This window comes from Kribbella sp. NPDC056345 (assembly GCF_042262745.1).
Taxonomy (GTDB): domain Bacteria; phylum Actinomycetota; class Actinomycetes; order Propionibacteriales; family Kribbellaceae; genus Kribbella.
The window spans coordinates 110,881-125,859 of record NZ_JBHJQQ010000002.1; the positions used below are offsets into that span (position 1 = coordinate 110,881).

Annotated in this window: 18 protein-coding genes and 1 tRNA gene; 14 read left to right on the forward strand and 5 right to left on the reverse strand. The window is 68.6% G+C overall.

The features are described from left to right. Positions 1–2: 2 nt before the first annotated feature. Complete coding sequence (locus ACFCV3_RS06250; RefSeq protein ID WP_376026638.1) at positions 3–962, forward strand: hypothetical protein; 960 nt, start codon at positions 3–5, stop codon at positions 960–962. Between the two features lie 3 nt (positions 963–965). On the opposite strand, the gene upp is transcribed toward ACFCV3_RS06250, so the two are convergent. Further along, the gene (gene upp, locus ACFCV3_RS06255) at positions 966–1,607 is read right to left on the reverse strand and encodes a uracil phosphoribosyltransferase (protein WP_132409332.1); all 642 of its coding nucleotides are present in this window, start codon (positions 1,605–1,607) and stop codon (positions 966–968) included. A 194-nt stretch (positions 1,608–1,801) separates the two neighbouring features. Between upp and ACFCV3_RS06260 the strand changes: the two genes are divergently transcribed. From ACFCV3_RS06260 to ACFCV3_RS06280, 5 genes are all read left to right on the forward strand, one after another. Further along, complete coding sequence (locus ACFCV3_RS06260) at positions 1,802–2,002, forward strand: hypothetical protein (protein WP_376026641.1); 201 nt, start codon at positions 1,802–1,804, stop codon at positions 2,000–2,002. 59 nt (positions 2,003–2,061) lie between these two features. Then, positions 2,062–2,559 (forward strand): tRNA adenosine deaminase-associated protein, encoded by a 498-nt coding sequence (locus ACFCV3_RS06265; protein WP_376026642.1) that lies wholly within the window; start codon positions 2,062–2,064, stop codon positions 2,557–2,559. A gap of 31 nt (positions 2,560–2,590) precedes the next feature. Further along, the gene (locus ACFCV3_RS06270) at positions 2,591–3,019 is read left to right on the forward strand and encodes a nucleoside deaminase (RefSeq protein WP_376028684.1); all 429 of its coding nucleotides are present in this window, start codon (positions 2,591–2,593) and stop codon (positions 3,017–3,019) included. Between the two features lie 13 nt (positions 3,020–3,032). Continuing rightward, a tRNA-Ser gene (locus ACFCV3_RS06275) sits at positions 3,033–3,123 on the forward strand. A gap of 102 nt (positions 3,124–3,225) precedes the next feature. Beyond that, positions 3,226–4,737 (forward strand): potassium/proton antiporter, encoded by a 1,512-nt coding sequence (locus tag ACFCV3_RS06280; protein WP_376026645.1) that lies wholly within the window; start codon positions 3,226–3,228, stop codon positions 4,735–4,737. A gap of 50 nt (positions 4,738–4,787) precedes the next feature. Here ACFCV3_RS06280 and ACFCV3_RS06285 read toward each other — a convergent pair whose 3' ends face one another. Together ACFCV3_RS06285 and ACFCV3_RS06290 are read right to left on the reverse strand one after the other, a co-directional pair. After that, positions 4,788–5,351, reverse strand: coding sequence for a LytR C-terminal domain-containing protein (locus ACFCV3_RS06285; RefSeq protein ID WP_376026646.1), 564 nt, complete (start codon positions 5,349–5,351; stop codon positions 4,788–4,790). Positions 5,352–5,356: 5 nt separating this feature from the next. Beyond that, on the reverse strand, positions 5,357–5,650 hold the full coding sequence (locus ACFCV3_RS06290; protein WP_132409342.1) for a type II toxin-antitoxin system VapB family antitoxin: 294 nt from the start codon (positions 5,648–5,650) through the stop codon (positions 5,357–5,359). Positions 5,651–5,788: 138 nt separating this feature from the next. Here ACFCV3_RS06290 and ACFCV3_RS06295 point away from each other — a divergent pair, with 138 nt between their 5' ends. From ACFCV3_RS06295 to ACFCV3_RS06315, 5 genes are all read left to right on the forward strand, one after another. After that, the gene (locus ACFCV3_RS06295; protein ID WP_376026649.1) at positions 5,789–7,336 is read left to right on the forward strand and encodes a helicase HerA-like domain-containing protein; all 1,548 of its coding nucleotides are present in this window, start codon (positions 5,789–5,791) and stop codon (positions 7,334–7,336) included. Between the two features lie 252 nt (positions 7,337–7,588). Next, entirely contained in the window at positions 7,589–8,920 is a 1,332-nt protein-coding gene (locus tag ACFCV3_RS06300; RefSeq protein ID WP_376026651.1) for a diguanylate cyclase, read from the forward strand. 271 nt (positions 8,921–9,191) lie between these two features. Then, entirely contained in the window at positions 9,192–9,704 is a 513-nt protein-coding gene (locus ACFCV3_RS06305) for a SigE family RNA polymerase sigma factor (RefSeq protein WP_376026654.1), read from the forward strand. Beyond that, positions 9,701–10,147 (forward strand): hypothetical protein, encoded by a 447-nt coding sequence (locus tag ACFCV3_RS06310; protein WP_376026655.1) that lies wholly within the window; start codon positions 9,701–9,703, stop codon positions 10,145–10,147. The genes ACFCV3_RS06305 and ACFCV3_RS06310 overlap by 4 nt, the downstream gene beginning before the upstream one ends. Positions 10,148–10,219: 72 nt before the next feature. Further along, positions 10,220–10,699, forward strand: coding sequence for a hypothetical protein (locus tag ACFCV3_RS06315; RefSeq protein ID WP_376026657.1), 480 nt, complete (start codon positions 10,220–10,222; stop codon positions 10,697–10,699). Between the two features lie 57 nt (positions 10,700–10,756). Here the strand turns inward: ACFCV3_RS06315 and ACFCV3_RS06320 are convergent, their stop codons facing one another. Further along, positions 10,757–11,932 carry a hypothetical protein gene (locus tag ACFCV3_RS06320; protein ID WP_376026660.1) on the reverse strand — a complete coding sequence of 392 codons (1,176 nt, stop codon included), beginning with the start codon at positions 11,930–11,932 and terminating at the stop codon, positions 10,757–10,759. A gap of 171 nt (positions 11,933–12,103) precedes the next feature. On the opposite strand from ACFCV3_RS06320, the gene ACFCV3_RS06325 reads away from it, so the two are divergent. Further along, a complete protein-coding gene (locus tag ACFCV3_RS06325) occupies positions 12,104–12,619 on the forward strand; it encodes a SigE family RNA polymerase sigma factor (protein ID WP_376026662.1) in 516 nt (171 codons plus the stop codon). Continuing rightward, entirely contained in the window at positions 12,619–13,578 is a 960-nt protein-coding gene (locus tag ACFCV3_RS06330; RefSeq protein WP_376026663.1) for a hypothetical protein, read from the forward strand. The genes ACFCV3_RS06325 and ACFCV3_RS06330 overlap by 1 nt, the downstream gene beginning before the upstream one ends. A 143-nt stretch (positions 13,579–13,721) precedes the next feature. Here ACFCV3_RS06330 and ACFCV3_RS06335 read toward each other — a convergent pair whose 3' ends face one another. Beyond that, positions 13,722–14,504: a helix-turn-helix domain-containing protein gene (locus tag ACFCV3_RS06335; protein ID WP_376026665.1), complete on the reverse strand. Its 783-nt coding sequence runs from the start codon at positions 14,502–14,504 to the stop codon at positions 13,722–13,724. A 110-nt stretch (positions 14,505–14,614) separates the two neighbouring features. Here ACFCV3_RS06335 and ACFCV3_RS06340 point away from each other — a divergent pair, with 110 nt between their 5' ends. Continuing rightward, positions 14,615–14,977, forward strand: coding sequence for a nuclear transport factor 2 family protein (locus ACFCV3_RS06340; RefSeq protein ID WP_376026667.1), 363 nt, complete (start codon positions 14,615–14,617; stop codon positions 14,975–14,977). The last annotated feature ends 2 nt before the right edge of the window (positions 14,978–14,979 follow it).

The following is a 14,979-nucleotide window of genomic DNA, read 5'->3' on the forward strand; positions in this document are numbered from 1 at the left end:
ATATGGACAACATTTCCCGCCGTGGGTTGCTGACGGGTGCCGGAGCAGTAGTTGCTGCCGGTGCTCTCGGGGTCCCCACCGCCTCCGCCCGGAGCCTTGCCCTGCCCACCACCAAACGCTTCGCCATGGGTGGCGACGGCGACGAGATCTTCCGCCACAAGAAGCTGGCGGATGTGACCGTGATGCAGTCGTTCGCGTTCGACACCCCGAACAACCGGCTCTTCACCGGCCAGCTCAGAGCCGGCCGCGGGGCCAACAGTGGTGACCTCACGCTGACTCAGCTGAGTCTGACCGGCACCGTGCTCGGCCACATGTACCTGAACGGCTTCGGTCATGCCGTCTCGATCGGCGCCCAGGCGGTCGGCAGTACGACGTACATCTGGACCGAGACCGATGTCGACACCACGAACGGGCGGGGCCGCCAGATCTGCCGGTTCCCGTGGAAGAGCGGCACCACCTTGACCTCGGCCTCGGTGACGAAGTGGAAGCCGGTCACGGGTGGCGTCCTGACACCCGCGGTGGACCAGCGGTACGGACGGCTCGGCGTCCGGCACGCCTCACCCGACGGCATGCGCATCACCGTGTACGACCTCGCGAAGGCGTCCGCCGGGGACTACTCGACCGTGCTCGCGTCCTTCGTGCAGCCCACCTTGACCGCGGGAGTCGCCTTCCAGGGCTGGGCGCTCTACGGCTCGTACTGCTACTTCTGGGAGGGCACGGCCTATCCCGGCGACCCCGATCCGGCGAAAGCCAACTCGAAGTTGTGGTGCTACGACATCAATGCCGGGAAGATCGTGGACTCCTTCCTGACCCTGGCCGGGAACAGCCTGACCTACCGTGAGGCCGAGGGGATGGCCGTCTACGGCTCCACCGACGCGACCGCCCGCCTGTACTTCGGCTTCGCGTCGGGTGTCAGTGGCGACCGCCGGGCCAACCTCTTCTACCGCAACGAACTCGTCTGAGCGCTACTGGGCGACGCCGTACAAGCGGTCACCGGCGTCGCCCAGGCCGGGGACGATGTAGCCCTTCTCGTTGAGGTGGCTGTCCATGGCGGCTACGACGAGGTTGCAGGGGATGTTGAGGTGGGTGAGCTCGCGCTCGATCCGCTCGACACCCTCCGGGGCCGCGAGCAGGCAGATCGCGGTGATGTGGTCGGCGCCGCGGTCGACCAGGAACTGGATCGCCGCGGCCAGCGTGCCCCCGGTCGCCAGCATCGGGTCCAGGACGTAGCACTGACGGCCGGACAGGTCCTCCGGCAGGCGCTCGGCGTACGTCGAGGCGTCCAGGGTCTCCTCGTTGCGGATCATCCCGAGGAACCCGACCTCGGCGGTCGGCAGCAGCCGCGTCATCCCCTCGAGCATGCCCAGGCCGGCCCGCAGGATCGGCACCACCAGCGGCTTCGGCGACGTCAGCTTCACACCCTCGGCCTCGGCCACCGGGGTCTGCACGGTGTGCGGACCGGTCCGCACGTCCCGGGTCGCCTCGTAGGCGAGCAGCGTGACGAGCTCCTCGGTCAGCCGGCGGAACGTGGGCGAGTCCGTGGCCTCGTCCCGCAGCGTGGTCAGCTTGTGGGCGACGAGCGGGTGGTCCACGACAAGGATCTGCATAACCCGGAACGCTACCGCCGCCCCTTCCCGACGCGAAACCACCATTTGGCTGCCTAGGCACTCCCGTTGGGGGTTAAGCACCGTGGTTATGGGTGTAGAACCCCCAACCACGCTGGCTAGCCAGGCAAATGCGGTTGCCCGGGCCTACCCTGGGAACTGCATTGGTTTGTGCCCTTCGCCCCGAGGGAGTGCCGATGACCGAGAGTGCTGAACCGCCCGAGCCGCCGAAGCCGCGGCTGGTGGTGCCGCGCGCCGATCTGGATCGGCTGCATCGGCGGGCCGAGTTCCTGCGGGAGCTCGAGGAGGCGAAGGCCCTGCGGGACCGGATCGCACCCCGGCGAGCACGCGTCCGGCGGCTCCGCGAGGCGATGCGGAGAGCGACGTACCACCACTGAAGTGGGCGTGTTCCCCGAATTTTCTCCCACCGACCGCGGGAGTCTGTCACCATGACACCGTGTCCGACGCCACCGCAGGACCAATAACCACCGACCTCGACTTCGCTGTCGCCGCCTACACCGAGGACGGCGTATGGACCGTCACCCCGCTGGTGCTGCGCGGGGAGCCCGACCTGTCCGCGGTGGTTTCCGGGCTGCGCCGGTACCCAGGGGAGGCCGGTGTCCTCGGGATGATCTCGGTCGACGAGGACTTCTTCGTCCTGATCCGGCTGGACAGCGGCCGGGCGCGGTTCCTGATCTCCGACGTGACCGCGGCGACCGAGTGGCCACTGGCCAAGCAGGTCGTCGACGAGCTGGACATCCCGCTGGCCGATGACGACGACGAGCAGGTCCCGGCCGGTGACCTGACGATCGTCGCGGATCTCGGGATGAGCGCGATGGATCTCGGGGCCCTGTGCGACGACATCGACCTCCTCCCCGAGGAGATGCTCGAGGAAGTCGCGGATGCGCTGGGGTTCGGCAACCAGTTCCACGAGGCGATCGAAGCTCTTGGTTAGCCCGGCACTGCAGCGCGAGTGGTCCCGGCTGATGGCGGTCGCCCTGGACGAGGCCGAGCTCGCGCTGCCCGACGTACCGATCGGTGCTCTGGTGGTCGACGCTTCAGGTGAGGTGATCGGTCGCGGGCACAACGAGCGCGAGACCACCGGGGACCCGACCGCGCATGCCGAGGTGCTGGCGCTGCGCGCGGCCGCCCGGCACGTCGGCGAATGGCGGCTGACCGGCTGCACGCTCGTGGTCACCCTCGAGCCCTGCACGATGTGCGCGGGCGCGATCGTGCTGTCCCGGGTCGAGCGGCTGATCTTCGCGGCGTACGACGAGAAGGCGGGTGCCGTGGGGTCGTTGTGGGACGTCGTCCGGGACCGCCGGCTCAACCACCGGCCCGAGGTCTTCGGCGGCGTGATGGCCGATGTGGCCGGTGCCCGGCTCCGCGATTTCTTTTCCGGGCACAGGTCTTGATAGCCTCTGCGGCGGTGGCGTGTCCGAGCGGCCGAAGGAGCGCGCCTCGAAAGCGCGTGATGGGTACCCCCCATCCGAGGGTTCAAATCCCTCCGCCACCGCCAACCATCTTCCGGGATGGACGTAGGACCGAAGACCCTGATGCTGTGTGATGCGTCAGGGTTTTCGTCTCTCGGGACCTGAGATCGACTGAAAGGCCCCCATCCGTGGACGTGGCAGAGCTCGACCAGATCCTGTTGGCCGGAGCCGTGGTGCTCCTGGTTGCGGTGGTCGCTGTCCGCCTGTCCGGGCGGCTGGGCCTCCCGTCGCTGCTCATCTACCTCGGGATGGGCCTGCTGCTCGGTGAGTCCGGGCCGGGGCACATCCACTTCGAGGACGCCCAGCTCGCCCATGCGCTCGGGTTCGCGGCGCTGGTGATCATCCTGATCGAGGGTGGCCTGACCACCCGGTGGAACGAAGTCCGCCCGGTGATGCCACTCGGGCTCGTACTGGCCACGGTCGGGGTCGCGATCAGCGTCGGCGTCGTGGCCTGCATCGCGCACTACGTCCTCGGGCTGGACTGGCAGATCGCCGTACTGATCGGTGCTGTCACGTCGCCGACCGACGCGGCCGCGGTCTTCTCGGTACTGCGTCGGGTTCCGATCAGACCGCGGTTGAGGGGCGCTCTGGAGGCGGAATCCGGGCTGAACGACGCCCCGACCGTCCTGCTCGTCACCTTGGTCAGCACGGGCGCCACGAGCGAGCACGGCTGGCTGTACTTCACCGGCCTGGTGTTCTACGAGTTGGTGGTCGGCGCGCTGTTCGGGTTCGTGATCGGCTGGATCAGCGTCGGCCTGATCCGCCGGGTCGCCCTCGGCTCCGCCGGTCTGTACCCGCTCGCGGTCGTCTCGCTCGCGATCATCTCGTACGCCGGTGGCACCGTCCTGCTCCACGTCTCGGGGTTCGCCGCGGTCTACGTGACCTCGCTCGTCCTCGGGAAGGCCGAGCTCCCGCACCGGATGGCGACCCGCTCGTTCGTCGACGGCCTGGCCTGGCTGGCACAGATCGGCCTGTTCGTCATGCTCGGCCTGCTCGCCTCACCCGGCCGCATCAGCCTGAACGACGTCCTGGTCGCCCTCGTGATCGGGACCGCTGTCACGGTCGTCGGCCGCCTGCTCGCGGTCGTCGTGTCGGCAACCCCGTTCAAAGTGCCCTGGCGAGAGCAGGCCTTCATCTCCTGGGCCGGCCTGCGCGGCGCCGTACCGATCGTCCTGGCCACCATCCCACTGGCCGAAGGTGTCCCGCAGGCCACCAGGATCTTCGACATCGTCTTCGTCCTGGTCCTGTTCTTCACCCTCCTCCAAGGCCCCTCCCTGCCCTGGCTGGCCCGCAAACTCCGCGTCCTCGACGAGAACGCCTCCTTCGAGGTCGAGATCGACGTCGCCCCGCTGGAGTCCCTCGGCGCCGACATGCTCCAGGTCCACGTCCCCAGCGAATCCCGCCTGGCCGGCGTCGAGATCGCCGAACTCCGCCTCCCCGCCGGCGTCTCGGTCTCCCTGATCATCCGCGGCGACGAAGCCTTCGTCCCCGACCGCCGCACCGTCCTCCGCGCCGGCGACGCCCTCCTCGTCGTCGCCCCCAGCCCCCTCCGCGACCAAACCGCCCGCCGCCTCCGAGCCATCTCCCGAGCCGGCCGCCTAGCCGGCTGGTTCGGCGAACGAGGCCGCGAAAACCACTGACCGCACCCCGAGCGGGATGCGGTCAGCCGGTCGAGTGCCCGTCGCCGGGGTCAGTTCGGGTTTTGGCCCTTGGGGATGGGCTGGGGGGTGTAGATGACGGGGAGGCAGACGGAGGTGCCGGCGGGGACGGTGATCGAGGCCAGGCCCTTGGCGTTGAGCTTGGTGTACTTGGTGCCTACGACCAGGTCGACGGTGTGGCTGTCGCGGCTGTCGGCCACGGGGGCGGCCTTCTGGGCGAGTTGGCCGGCTACCAGTTGGAGCTCGGGGGAGTTGGTGGCGTGGCCGCGGAGCTCCACGGTGTCGACCTTGTCGCCCTTGGGCTCGTTGGCGACCTTGGCGACGTGGAAGCCGCGCTTGCGCAGGAGGTCGGCGACCTTGGCCGCGGTGCCGGCCTTGGCGCCGCCGTTGTAGACGTTCACCGAGACCTGCTTGGGGACCAGGCGGTTGTTCTCGAGCTGCTGCTCGACGCAGGTCGGGCCGGCGCTGGTGTTGATCAGCGAGTTCCAGCCCCACCAGGCGCCGCCGACCAGGATCGCCAGCAGGACGACCATGGTGATGGGCGTGCGCCAGTGGATCCGCGCGTGCGGGCGCGGCTGGGGGTAGAGGGCGGTCATCGTGATCAGTCCACGACCAGAACCCGGGCGTGCAGAACCAGCCGCTGCTGCAGTGCCGCTCGCAGCGCGCGGTGCAAACCGTCCTCGAGGAACATCTCACCCCTCCATTCGACGACGTGGGCGAACAGATCGCCGTAGAACGTCGAGTCCTCGTCGAGCAGTGCATTGAGGTCGAGCGTGCCCTTGGTCGTCACCAGCTGGTCCAGCCGCACCTGCCGTGGTGGCAGCGACGACCAGTCCTTCGGCTTGAGCCCGTGCTCCGGGTACGGCCTTTCCTCCCCGACACGCTTGAAGATCACCCCCCGAAGTCTAGCGTTGTCAGGGGCCGAGTGAGAGGTCGGCAACGTCACCGGAACAGTCCGGAACCGAGGATCAACCTTTTGGATGAGTTGTACGTCATACCCAGGTTGTAGATCCTGAGGTAATAGCATGCGGCCATGACCGAGACAGGCGACGTCGCCGAGACCGTCAAGCAGGGGTACGCGTTCGAGGGGGCGGCGATCGAGCTCGGTGCGCTGCTGGTCGACGGGGAACCGAAACCGGAGTCAGCAGTCCGCATCCCGTTGTCGATGGTGAACCGGCACGGTCTGGTGGCCGGTGCGACCGGTACCGGTAAGACAAAGACGCTGCAGCTGATGGCCGAGCAGTTGTCGGCGGCCGGGGTCGCGGTGTTCGCCGCGGACATCAAGGGCGACCTGTCCGGGATCTCGCAGCCGGGTGAGAGCAACGAGAAGTTGCTGGCCCGGACGCAGACCATCGGTCAGGAGTGGACCGCGACCGGCTTCCCGACCGAGTTCTACGCACTCGGCGGTCAGGGCACCGGGATCCCGATCCGGGCGACCGTCACGTCGTTCGGGCCGGTGTTGCTGTCGAAGGTGCTCGGGCTGAACGACGTCCAGGAGTCGTCGCTCGGGCTGATCTTCCACTACGCCGACAAGCAGGGCCTGACGCTCCTCGACCTGAAGGACCTGCGGGCGGTCATCACGCACCTGACCAGTGACGAGGGCAAGGCCGACCTGAAGGACCTGGGCGGGCTGTCGGCCGCGACCGCCGGGGTGATCCTGCGGGCGCTGATCGGGTTCGCGGACCAAGGCGCCGAGGCGTTCTTCGGGGAGCCCGAGTTCGACACCGCCGACCTGCTGCAGCAGCGCGACGGCAAGGGCCTGATCTCGCTGCTCGAGCTGCCGAACCTGCAGGACCGGCCGGCGTTGTTCTCGACGTTCCTGATGTGGCTGCTGGCCGACCTGTTCCACGACCTGCCCGAGGTCGGCGACGTGGACAAGCCGAAGCTGGTCTTCTTCTTCGACGAGGCGCACCTGCTGTTCAACGACGCCTCGAAGGCGTTCCTGGACTCGATCGCGCAGACCGTCCGGCTGATCCGCTCGAAGGGTGTCGGCGTCTTCTTCGTCACCCAGACCCCGAAGGACGTGCCGGACGACGTCCTCGCCCAGCTCGGTTCGCGGGTCCAGCACCAGCTGCGCGCACACACGCCGAACGACGCCAAGGCGTTGAAGGCGACCGTGTCGACGTTCCCGAACTCGGCATACGACCTCGGCGAGGTGCTCACCCAGCTCGGGATCGGCGAGGCGATCGTGACGGTGATGAACGAGAAGGGCGCGCCGACGCCGGTCGCCTGGACCCGGTTGCGCGCACCGCTGTCGCTGATGGCGCCGGCTGCCGCCGACCAGCTGACCGCATCCGTCCAGGCTTCACCGAACAACGCGAAGTACTCGCAGGTGCTCGACCGGGAGTCGGCGTACGAGGTCCTCGCCAAGAAGGTCCAGGCCGGCGCCGAGCAAGCCGAGGCCGAGGAGCAGGCCAAGCAGCAGCCGCAGGAGCAGCCGGCCCCGCGCGGCCGGGCGCCGAAGCCGGAGAAGTCGATGGTCGAGCAGGTCATCGGTTCGTCGGCCTTCAAGCAGTTCGCGCGGACGGCGGGCCGGGAGATCGTGCGCGGCCTGTTCGGTGCCGCTCGTCGCCGGCGGTAATCAGTCTCACGCAATGAGCCGGGTCCGCTGAGCGGACCCGGCCGCCGATCCTGCGGTCCTTCCAGGTTCAGCCCGGAAACCTTTTCGAGACCTTCCGGTCCGCCGGAAAACCGAGCGATATAAAGGTTTTTCGCGTTTGATGATTGATCAAACGACTGAATCGGTCGGCACTGATCATCGTTTCCACATTGTCATCCAGGCCGCTCCGTCGCGGATTGGGACGAGACGCTCACTCGTCGTACCGTGGGGGTAATGGTTGCGCAGAGTAGGCGATCGGTACGGAAATGGGCGCTGTGGACCCTGTCGGTCCCGGCGTTCGTTGTCGTCGTGCTCGTCGACTTCGGCGCCCTCGGGTACGGCGTTCAGACGTTCACCGAGTTGCCGAGCTGGCACGGGCTGGACGTGGTGGCCGCGGTGACGCTGTCGGCCCTGATCGCGGTCGAGGGTGCTCGCCGGGTGGAGAACCGGCGCCGGCGTGGTGGCGCCCTGCACAAGGACCTCGCCCCGGCCTGGATGATCGCGGCCGCGATCATCCTGCATCCGGCGCTGGCGATCCTGGTCGTGGTGCTGCTGCGGATCTGGTGGCGGATCCGGGCCGGTAAGTGCATCCCGTACCGGTGGGCCTTCTCGACCTCGGTGCACGTGCTCGCCGTCGGCGCCGCACATGAGGTGTTCGGTTCGGGCCGCGACCTGTTCGGCGGGAGTGAGTTGGCGCTGGTCGCGGCGATGGTGCTGACCGCGATCACGTTCGTCGCCACCGACACGCTGCTCTGCGGTCTGGCCATCTCGCTGATCGTGCCGGGCAGCAGCCGCCAGGAGACGGTCGGCGGGATCGACGACCTCTGTATCGACGCGACCGCTGCGATGTTCGGCTGTCTGCTGGCCGGGGCCTGTTTGATCAGCCCATGGTTCGCGTTCGTGGCCATCCCGATCACGTTGACCGCGCAGCGCGCGCTGCTGCTCGGCCAGCTGGAGTCGGAGGCACAGACCGATCCGAAGACCAGTCTGACCCGGGTCGACTGGTGGCGACGGCAGACCGAGGAGATGCTGCGCGGCGCCCGCACCCAGGGCGAGCACATGGCCGTGCTGCTGATCGACATCGACCACTTCAAGCAGGTCAACGACCGGCACGGTCACCTGGTCGGCGACGAGGCGCTGCGGGCGGTCGCGACGATCCTGCGCAGTGCGATCCGGGCCAAGGACGTGATCGGCCGGTTCGGTGGCGAGGAGTTCGTGATCGCGCTGCCCGACACCGGGATCGACGAGGCCACGGTGACGGCAGACCGGCTGCGCAATGCGGTGGCGGGGAGCCCGCTGGCCGCGATGTGTGCCGGCGTCCTCGACGACCCCGACCTGGATCCGGACACCTTCCACCTGACGGTCTCCATCGGCGTCTCGGTCTACCCCGCCGACGGCACCACCGTCCACGACCTCCTGCTGCAAGCCGACCGCGCCATGTACGCCGCCAAGGCCGCCGGCCGCAACCGCGTCCGCCTCGCCGCCGACCTCTCGGTCCTCACCACCCCCAAGCCCCACCCCCGCCCAGTCGCCACCGGCGCAGCCGCCCCCACCGACCGCACTTAACCCAACCCCATCCCACCCCGATCCGCCCCCGCCGTACCGGCGACAACACGGACTGATATCCCCTCGCGTTGCCCGTTCTCTCCCCGTATACGACCTGAGAAGGGGCAACAGGAACGGATATCCGTTGATGAGGGCGGCCCACTCACCATCCCTTCGCGCCCAAAGGTGGGTCCGCTGCTCTGGGGGGCGGGCTCGAAGTTCTTGGGGAGGTGGCAGAACCTTTTGGGGTGGGAGGGCGTCCTCAGGGGTGACCACTGTGGACGGAGAGCTCATGAGTCGTGATGACGACTTCACGGCGTTTGTGCTGGCCAGGTCGGGGCGGTTGGTGCACTTCGCCCGGATGCTGTGTGGTGATGCGACTCTGGCCGAGGACCTGGTGCAGAACGCGTTGGAGAAGGCCTACCTGCGGTGGGAGCGGATCGAGCTCGCCGATCCGTTCGCGTATGTCCGGCAGGCGGTGGTCAACCAGCACCTGTCCTGGGTACGGCGTCGCCCGTGGCGCGAGCGGCCGAGCGGGGCCACGGCCGAGCTCGACCTGCTGTTCGTCGACACGCCAGTGGAGGATCAGTCCGGGGCGGTCGATCGGCGGGTGACGGTCGGGGCTGCGCTGGCCACGTTGACCCGTCGGGAGCGGGCGATCGTCGTACTGCGTTATGTCGAGGATCTGACCGAGCGGGAGACGGCCTCGGTGCTCGGGATCGCGCTCGGCACGGTGAAGAGTGCGAATGCCCGGGCTCTCGACAAGCTGCGAGCTGCGCCGGAACTGAGTGGGGTGACGCGATGAACGACGACCGGTCGGTGACCGAAGAAGAGCTCCGGGTCGTGCTGGCCCCGGATGGTGGTGTCGCGCCGCTCGACCCGGCGCGGGTGATCGCGGGGGCGCGTCGGCGACGGACGGTTCGCGGGATGGCGGGTGGCGTGGTGGCGGTTGCCGTCGCCGGCCTGGCCACCGCGGGAATCATGATCGGGCTCGCGCCCGGCGCCGCGCCGGAGCCTGCTGGGCCACCGGCGCCGGTGGTGACGCCGAGCCCGACACCGAAGGCCACGCCGTCGTCGCCGCCGATGCCGACGCCGACGGCTACGCCAACGCAGACACCGGGGGGCGGACCCACGCTGGGATCACCGCACACGCCGCCGCCGACACCCCAGCGGACGCCGTCCAAAATCCCCGTCAACACGCCCAGCAAGGTGCCCACGCCGCCGTCGCCGTCGGGAAGTCCTGCCTGAGCAGAACCTTTTCGGCACCCGGTCGCGTCCTTCAGCCCGACCGAACGACGAAATGGTGGTGGAGGGCAACTAATGGACGAAGTAGGTCGGAAGCGGCGGACGACTCGGATCGTGCTCGGCGGAGTGGCTGCCGCAGTGGTGGTGCTGCTGGCGGTCGGCGGGACGGCGATGGCACGCAGCGGTGGTGGCGACGGTGGCGGTACGCCGACACCGCCCCCGACGCCGAGCTACGCGCCGACGCCGAGTCCGAGCGTCCCGTCGACGCCGTACCCGACGGCAACGCCGAGCAACGCGCCGACGCCCAGCCCGGCCGACCCGGCGCGGACGCCGAGCAAGGGGCCGAGCTACGCGCCGACGCCGACTCCGACAAGGACGCCGAGCAGCTGGCCGACACCGAGTCCGCTCGAGCCGCCGCGGACGCCGACCATGGCGCCGACGCCGTCCAAGGCGCCGCGACCGGGCCAGGTGACCCCGACCGAGACGCCGAGCTCGCCGCCGTCCTACCCGACGCCGTCCAAGGCGCCGCGACCGAGTCAGTCACCCGGCAAGTAAGCCGGAACAACGAAGCGCCGGGCGATCCGAGAGCGGATGCCCGGCGCCTCAGTGCGTTTAGCAGGCGCCGAAGGTTCCGGCCGAGACCCATGCCTTGGCGACGTACATGCCGGGGTGGACGCGGAGCCAGACATTGCTGGTGCCCTGGGAACCGGTGACGCTCTGCCCGGTGGTCTGGCACTCGACAGTGACCTGCGCCGACTTGCCGGCCATGCCGACGACCGCTCCGGTGGAGCTGGCCGAGTTGCGGATGTTCAGGTAGCCGGACGTGATCGACACCGTGCCGCGGCCGCCGTCGCCGGTCCACAGATAGGTGACGTCGACCCAGGCGTTGTTGGTCAACGCGAGCGCGTCCCAGAAGGTGCCGTCGGCGAGGTCGATGCCGGCCGGGTTCGCGACCGTGCGGCCGAACTGGTCCTTCCCGCCGTTGTACCCGTCCTGGTACGCAGCCTGCGCCTCGGGCTTGCCCTGCGGCAGGTCCTTCCACATCTCGCGAGTGGCGCTCGGGTTCCAGTAGTCGTCCTTGGTGTTCCACGGGCCGACGTCCCACACCGGCTCGAACGCGCATCGCGACGCCGTACAGACCTTGACCGAGTAGTTGCCGGAACCGTTGCTGGCCAGGCCGCGACGTGAGGGCAGCGCGACGAAGTGGTCGCGGTTGACGATCACGTGCCCGTTGGCCGTCGTCCCGCCGACGAGTCCTTCGCGGGTTGCGAAGACGCGCGACTTGAGAGGCGCGGCCTGGATGGCCATCCCGCTGGGCGCGACCTTGTCGGTCGGCAGCACCGTCGCGTCGGCGACCCACGGCTGCGCGCCGGTCGGGGGTGCGCTGACGATGATCCGCAGCTGCACCTGGTCGCTCGCGCCAGGCAGTGCGGTCGGCGTACCGGCTGTGGCTGGGGTCCACTCCGACCAGCGGTCGTTGACCCAAGCCCGTACGTCGACCTCTGCCGACGAGCCGTCCGGCGTACCGGTGCTGTAGTTGGCGACGACTGCTGAGGTCGGTGCGGCGAACCGGACCGGGGTGAGCTCGGCGAGGCCCGAGCGCTGCTTGATCTCGGCGGAACCGATCGCGGCCGGTGCGTCGCCGAGGATGATCCGGTTGCCGTCGTACCGGACGTTGCTGGAGTTGCTGATGGGCTCTGGGGCGGCCGAGCTCGGGAGGCTGATCGTCAAGAGTGTGACAGCTGTGACGAGACAAGCTGCGAGCTTCGTCCTTCGAGTGATACGCATGGCGCGAGACCTCCGGGGCGGTGAAGTCACTGCAGACGGCTCCAATGTGACAAAGAAACCTCTCCTCTGTACAGCCTGTGAATAAATTCCTTCGAAGAAGTTGGTGACGAACAGAACCTAGTCGGTCACTCAGAGGGTTTGGACCGGTGTGACAGAGGCAGAGGAGATTCGATGACCCGGACCGCGGACGCCGATTTCGAGCGCTTCGTGCAGACCCAGTCAACCCCGCTGCTCCGCTTCGCGGAGATGCTCTGCGGCGATCGGCACAACGCCGAGGACCTGGTGCAGCAGGCGTTGATGCGGTCGTATCCGAAATGGCACCGATTGGACGGCGATCAACTGCGCTATGTCCGTCGGGTGCTGGTCAACCGGTTCCTCACCCAGGCCCGCCGGCGCTGGAACAACGAAGTACCCAGTGATCCGGTTGAGAACGATTGGGACCAGCGAGCGGTAGCGGACTTCGCCCAGCAGGTGCAGACCAGAGAGGCCGTGCTCTCGGCCTTGGCCGGTCTGACTGTTCGGGAGAGAGCCGTCGTCGCGCTGCGCTACTCGCAGGATCTCTCCGAGGCCGAGACTGCCGAGCTGCTCGGTATGGCTCCCGGGACCGTCAAGTCGACGTCCTCCCGGGCGCTGGCCAAGTTGCGTCTGGCACCCGACCTGATCGACAGCGTAAGTGGAGGAAACTGATGAGTGACGAGCAGCGGGTACGCAGCGCTCTCGAGTACGACGTGGACCCGTTCACCCCGAACGCGGGTGACCTGATGCGGCGCGGCAAGCGGCTCGCGTGGGTACGGCGCGGTCTGGCCGCGGCGGGTGTCACCGCCCTGGCCGGAACCGTGGCAACGGTGTCCGCCGCGGTCGGGGGACCGGCCCCGGTCAAGAACCTGTTCACCGGTGCACCGAAGCCGCCGCCGGTCGCGGTGCCGGTCGACACCCCGAAGCCGACGGTGGACCCCACTTGCCTGCCCAGCAAGCCCAACCTGCCGGCCAAGCCGAAGCTGCCAGTGGTGACGGTCAGCAAGACGATCGACCCGAACCAGCAGCCCTCGGTGCCGACCACCAAGCCGACGCTGCCGAGCAAGCCCACGCTCCCGGCCAAGCCGACCCTGCCGGCCAAGCCCAGCATCCCGACGGCCAAGCCGTCGCTGCCGGGTGGTAAGCCGTCCTTCCCGACGACGAAGCCGACGCTCCCGACCACCAAGCCGACGCTCCCGACGACGAAGCCGTCGTTGCCGGGCAAGCCGACGCTGCCGACGAGCAAGCCCTCGCTGCCGAGCAAGCCGACCCTGCCGACGACGAAGCCGTCGCTGCCGGGTAAGCCCACGCTCCCGACGAGCAAGCCGTCGCTGCCGGGCAAGCCGAGCCTGCCGGACTGTGTGCACGGCGTCCCGACCACCGCTCCGTCGCTGCCGTCGAAGCCGGGTAAGCCGTCGGTGCCCGCGCCGAAGCCGAACGCGCCGAAGCCGGCCGTCCCGACCGTCAAGGTCTCCGGTGGCGTCAAGATCACGGTCGACCCGGGCAAGTACCCGCAGAGCAAGCCGTCGATCCCGACCACCAAGCCGACCTTCCCGACCCCGAAGCCCAGCGTCCCGACGCCGAGCTTCCCGACCACCTTCCCGACCGGCCACCCCTCCTCAGGCCGGTAGGGCAGCCGGTCACCGGCGAGCAGGTGGTGGGCGGAACCCCCTCCTCGCCGGTGACCAGCAATTTGTCGGCCAGCTCACGGCCGGCTCCACCGAGCGGCCTCGCTCCGGCACCCTCCCCCCGCTGCCGGAGCGAGGCCGTTTTGCTATGCCAGCTCCCGCAGTAGGTTGGCGGTGGCTTCGTCGGCGGGGTAGAACGACTCGATCATCAGTTCGGAGACGGTGACGTCGAGTGGGGTGCCGAAGGTTGCGATTGTGGTGAGCAGCGAGAGGCGCTCGCCTTGATAGGTCAGATCGAACGGTACGACGACCTCGGCCGGCCCGGGGTGCGCCGGCTGATCGTCGGTCGAGTAGCCGCGCAGTTCGTCGTACAGGTCCTGGAGTTCGGGGTCGGCGGTGCTGACGATCTGGCGTTGTAGGCTGGCCAGTGCGGAGGCGCGGACGTCGGCCAGGTTGGTGATCCGGCTCGCCAGTCCATCTGGATGCAGGACCAGCCGGAGGGCGTTGATTGGTGCCTTGAGCAACGTTTCGTCGACGTCGGTGGTGAAGATCTTGATCCCGGTGTTGGCCTCGACGATGTTCCACCAGCGGTCGACCACGAGTGCGGGATAGGGCTGATGCGCCTCGAGCAGCCGGCGCAACGTGGTCCGGATCGCCAGCATGGCCGGCGAGTGCAGTGACGACTCGCTGTAGATCGGCGCGTATCCACCGGCCAGCAGGAGCTGGTTGCGGTCCCGCAGCGGTACGTCGAGATGCTCCGCCAGCCGCAGCACCATCTCCCGGCTCGGCTGCGACCGCCCGGTCTCGACGAAGCTGACGTGCCGGGTGGACACCTCGACCCGGTTCGCGAGATCGAGCTGACTCAGCCGCCGATGCTCGCGCCAGCCGCGCAGCAACTCACCGACCGGGCGCTGGAACGTCTCTGTCATACCCCGACGGTAGCTGGCGGCGTAGCGCACGCCATTACCTCCGACGTCATCGCCAGTACGCCGTCGGTCGCGGCAAAGTTCTGGTCATCCGAACCAACCAGGAGGAAACGATGACCACCCAGACTCTCGCCGACCAGTACTTCGCCACTTGGAACGAGCCCGACGCCGATCGCCGGGCCGAACTGATCGCGGCGACCTGGACCGAGACCTCGACCTTCGTCGACCCGAGCTTCGAGACGCACGGCCATGACGAGCTCAACAAGCTGATCGGTGCCGCCCAGCAGATGTTCCCCGGCCTGTCCTTCGTCCGGGTCGGCGAGATCGACGACCACCACATTTACCGGCGCTGGACCTGGCATCTGAAGGCGGAGGGTCAGGACCCGGTTGCAGGCGGTACCGACATCGTCCGGGTCGACGACGACGGCCTGATCACCCATCTGATCGGCTTCCACGACTTCGCTCCGGAGCACTGAAC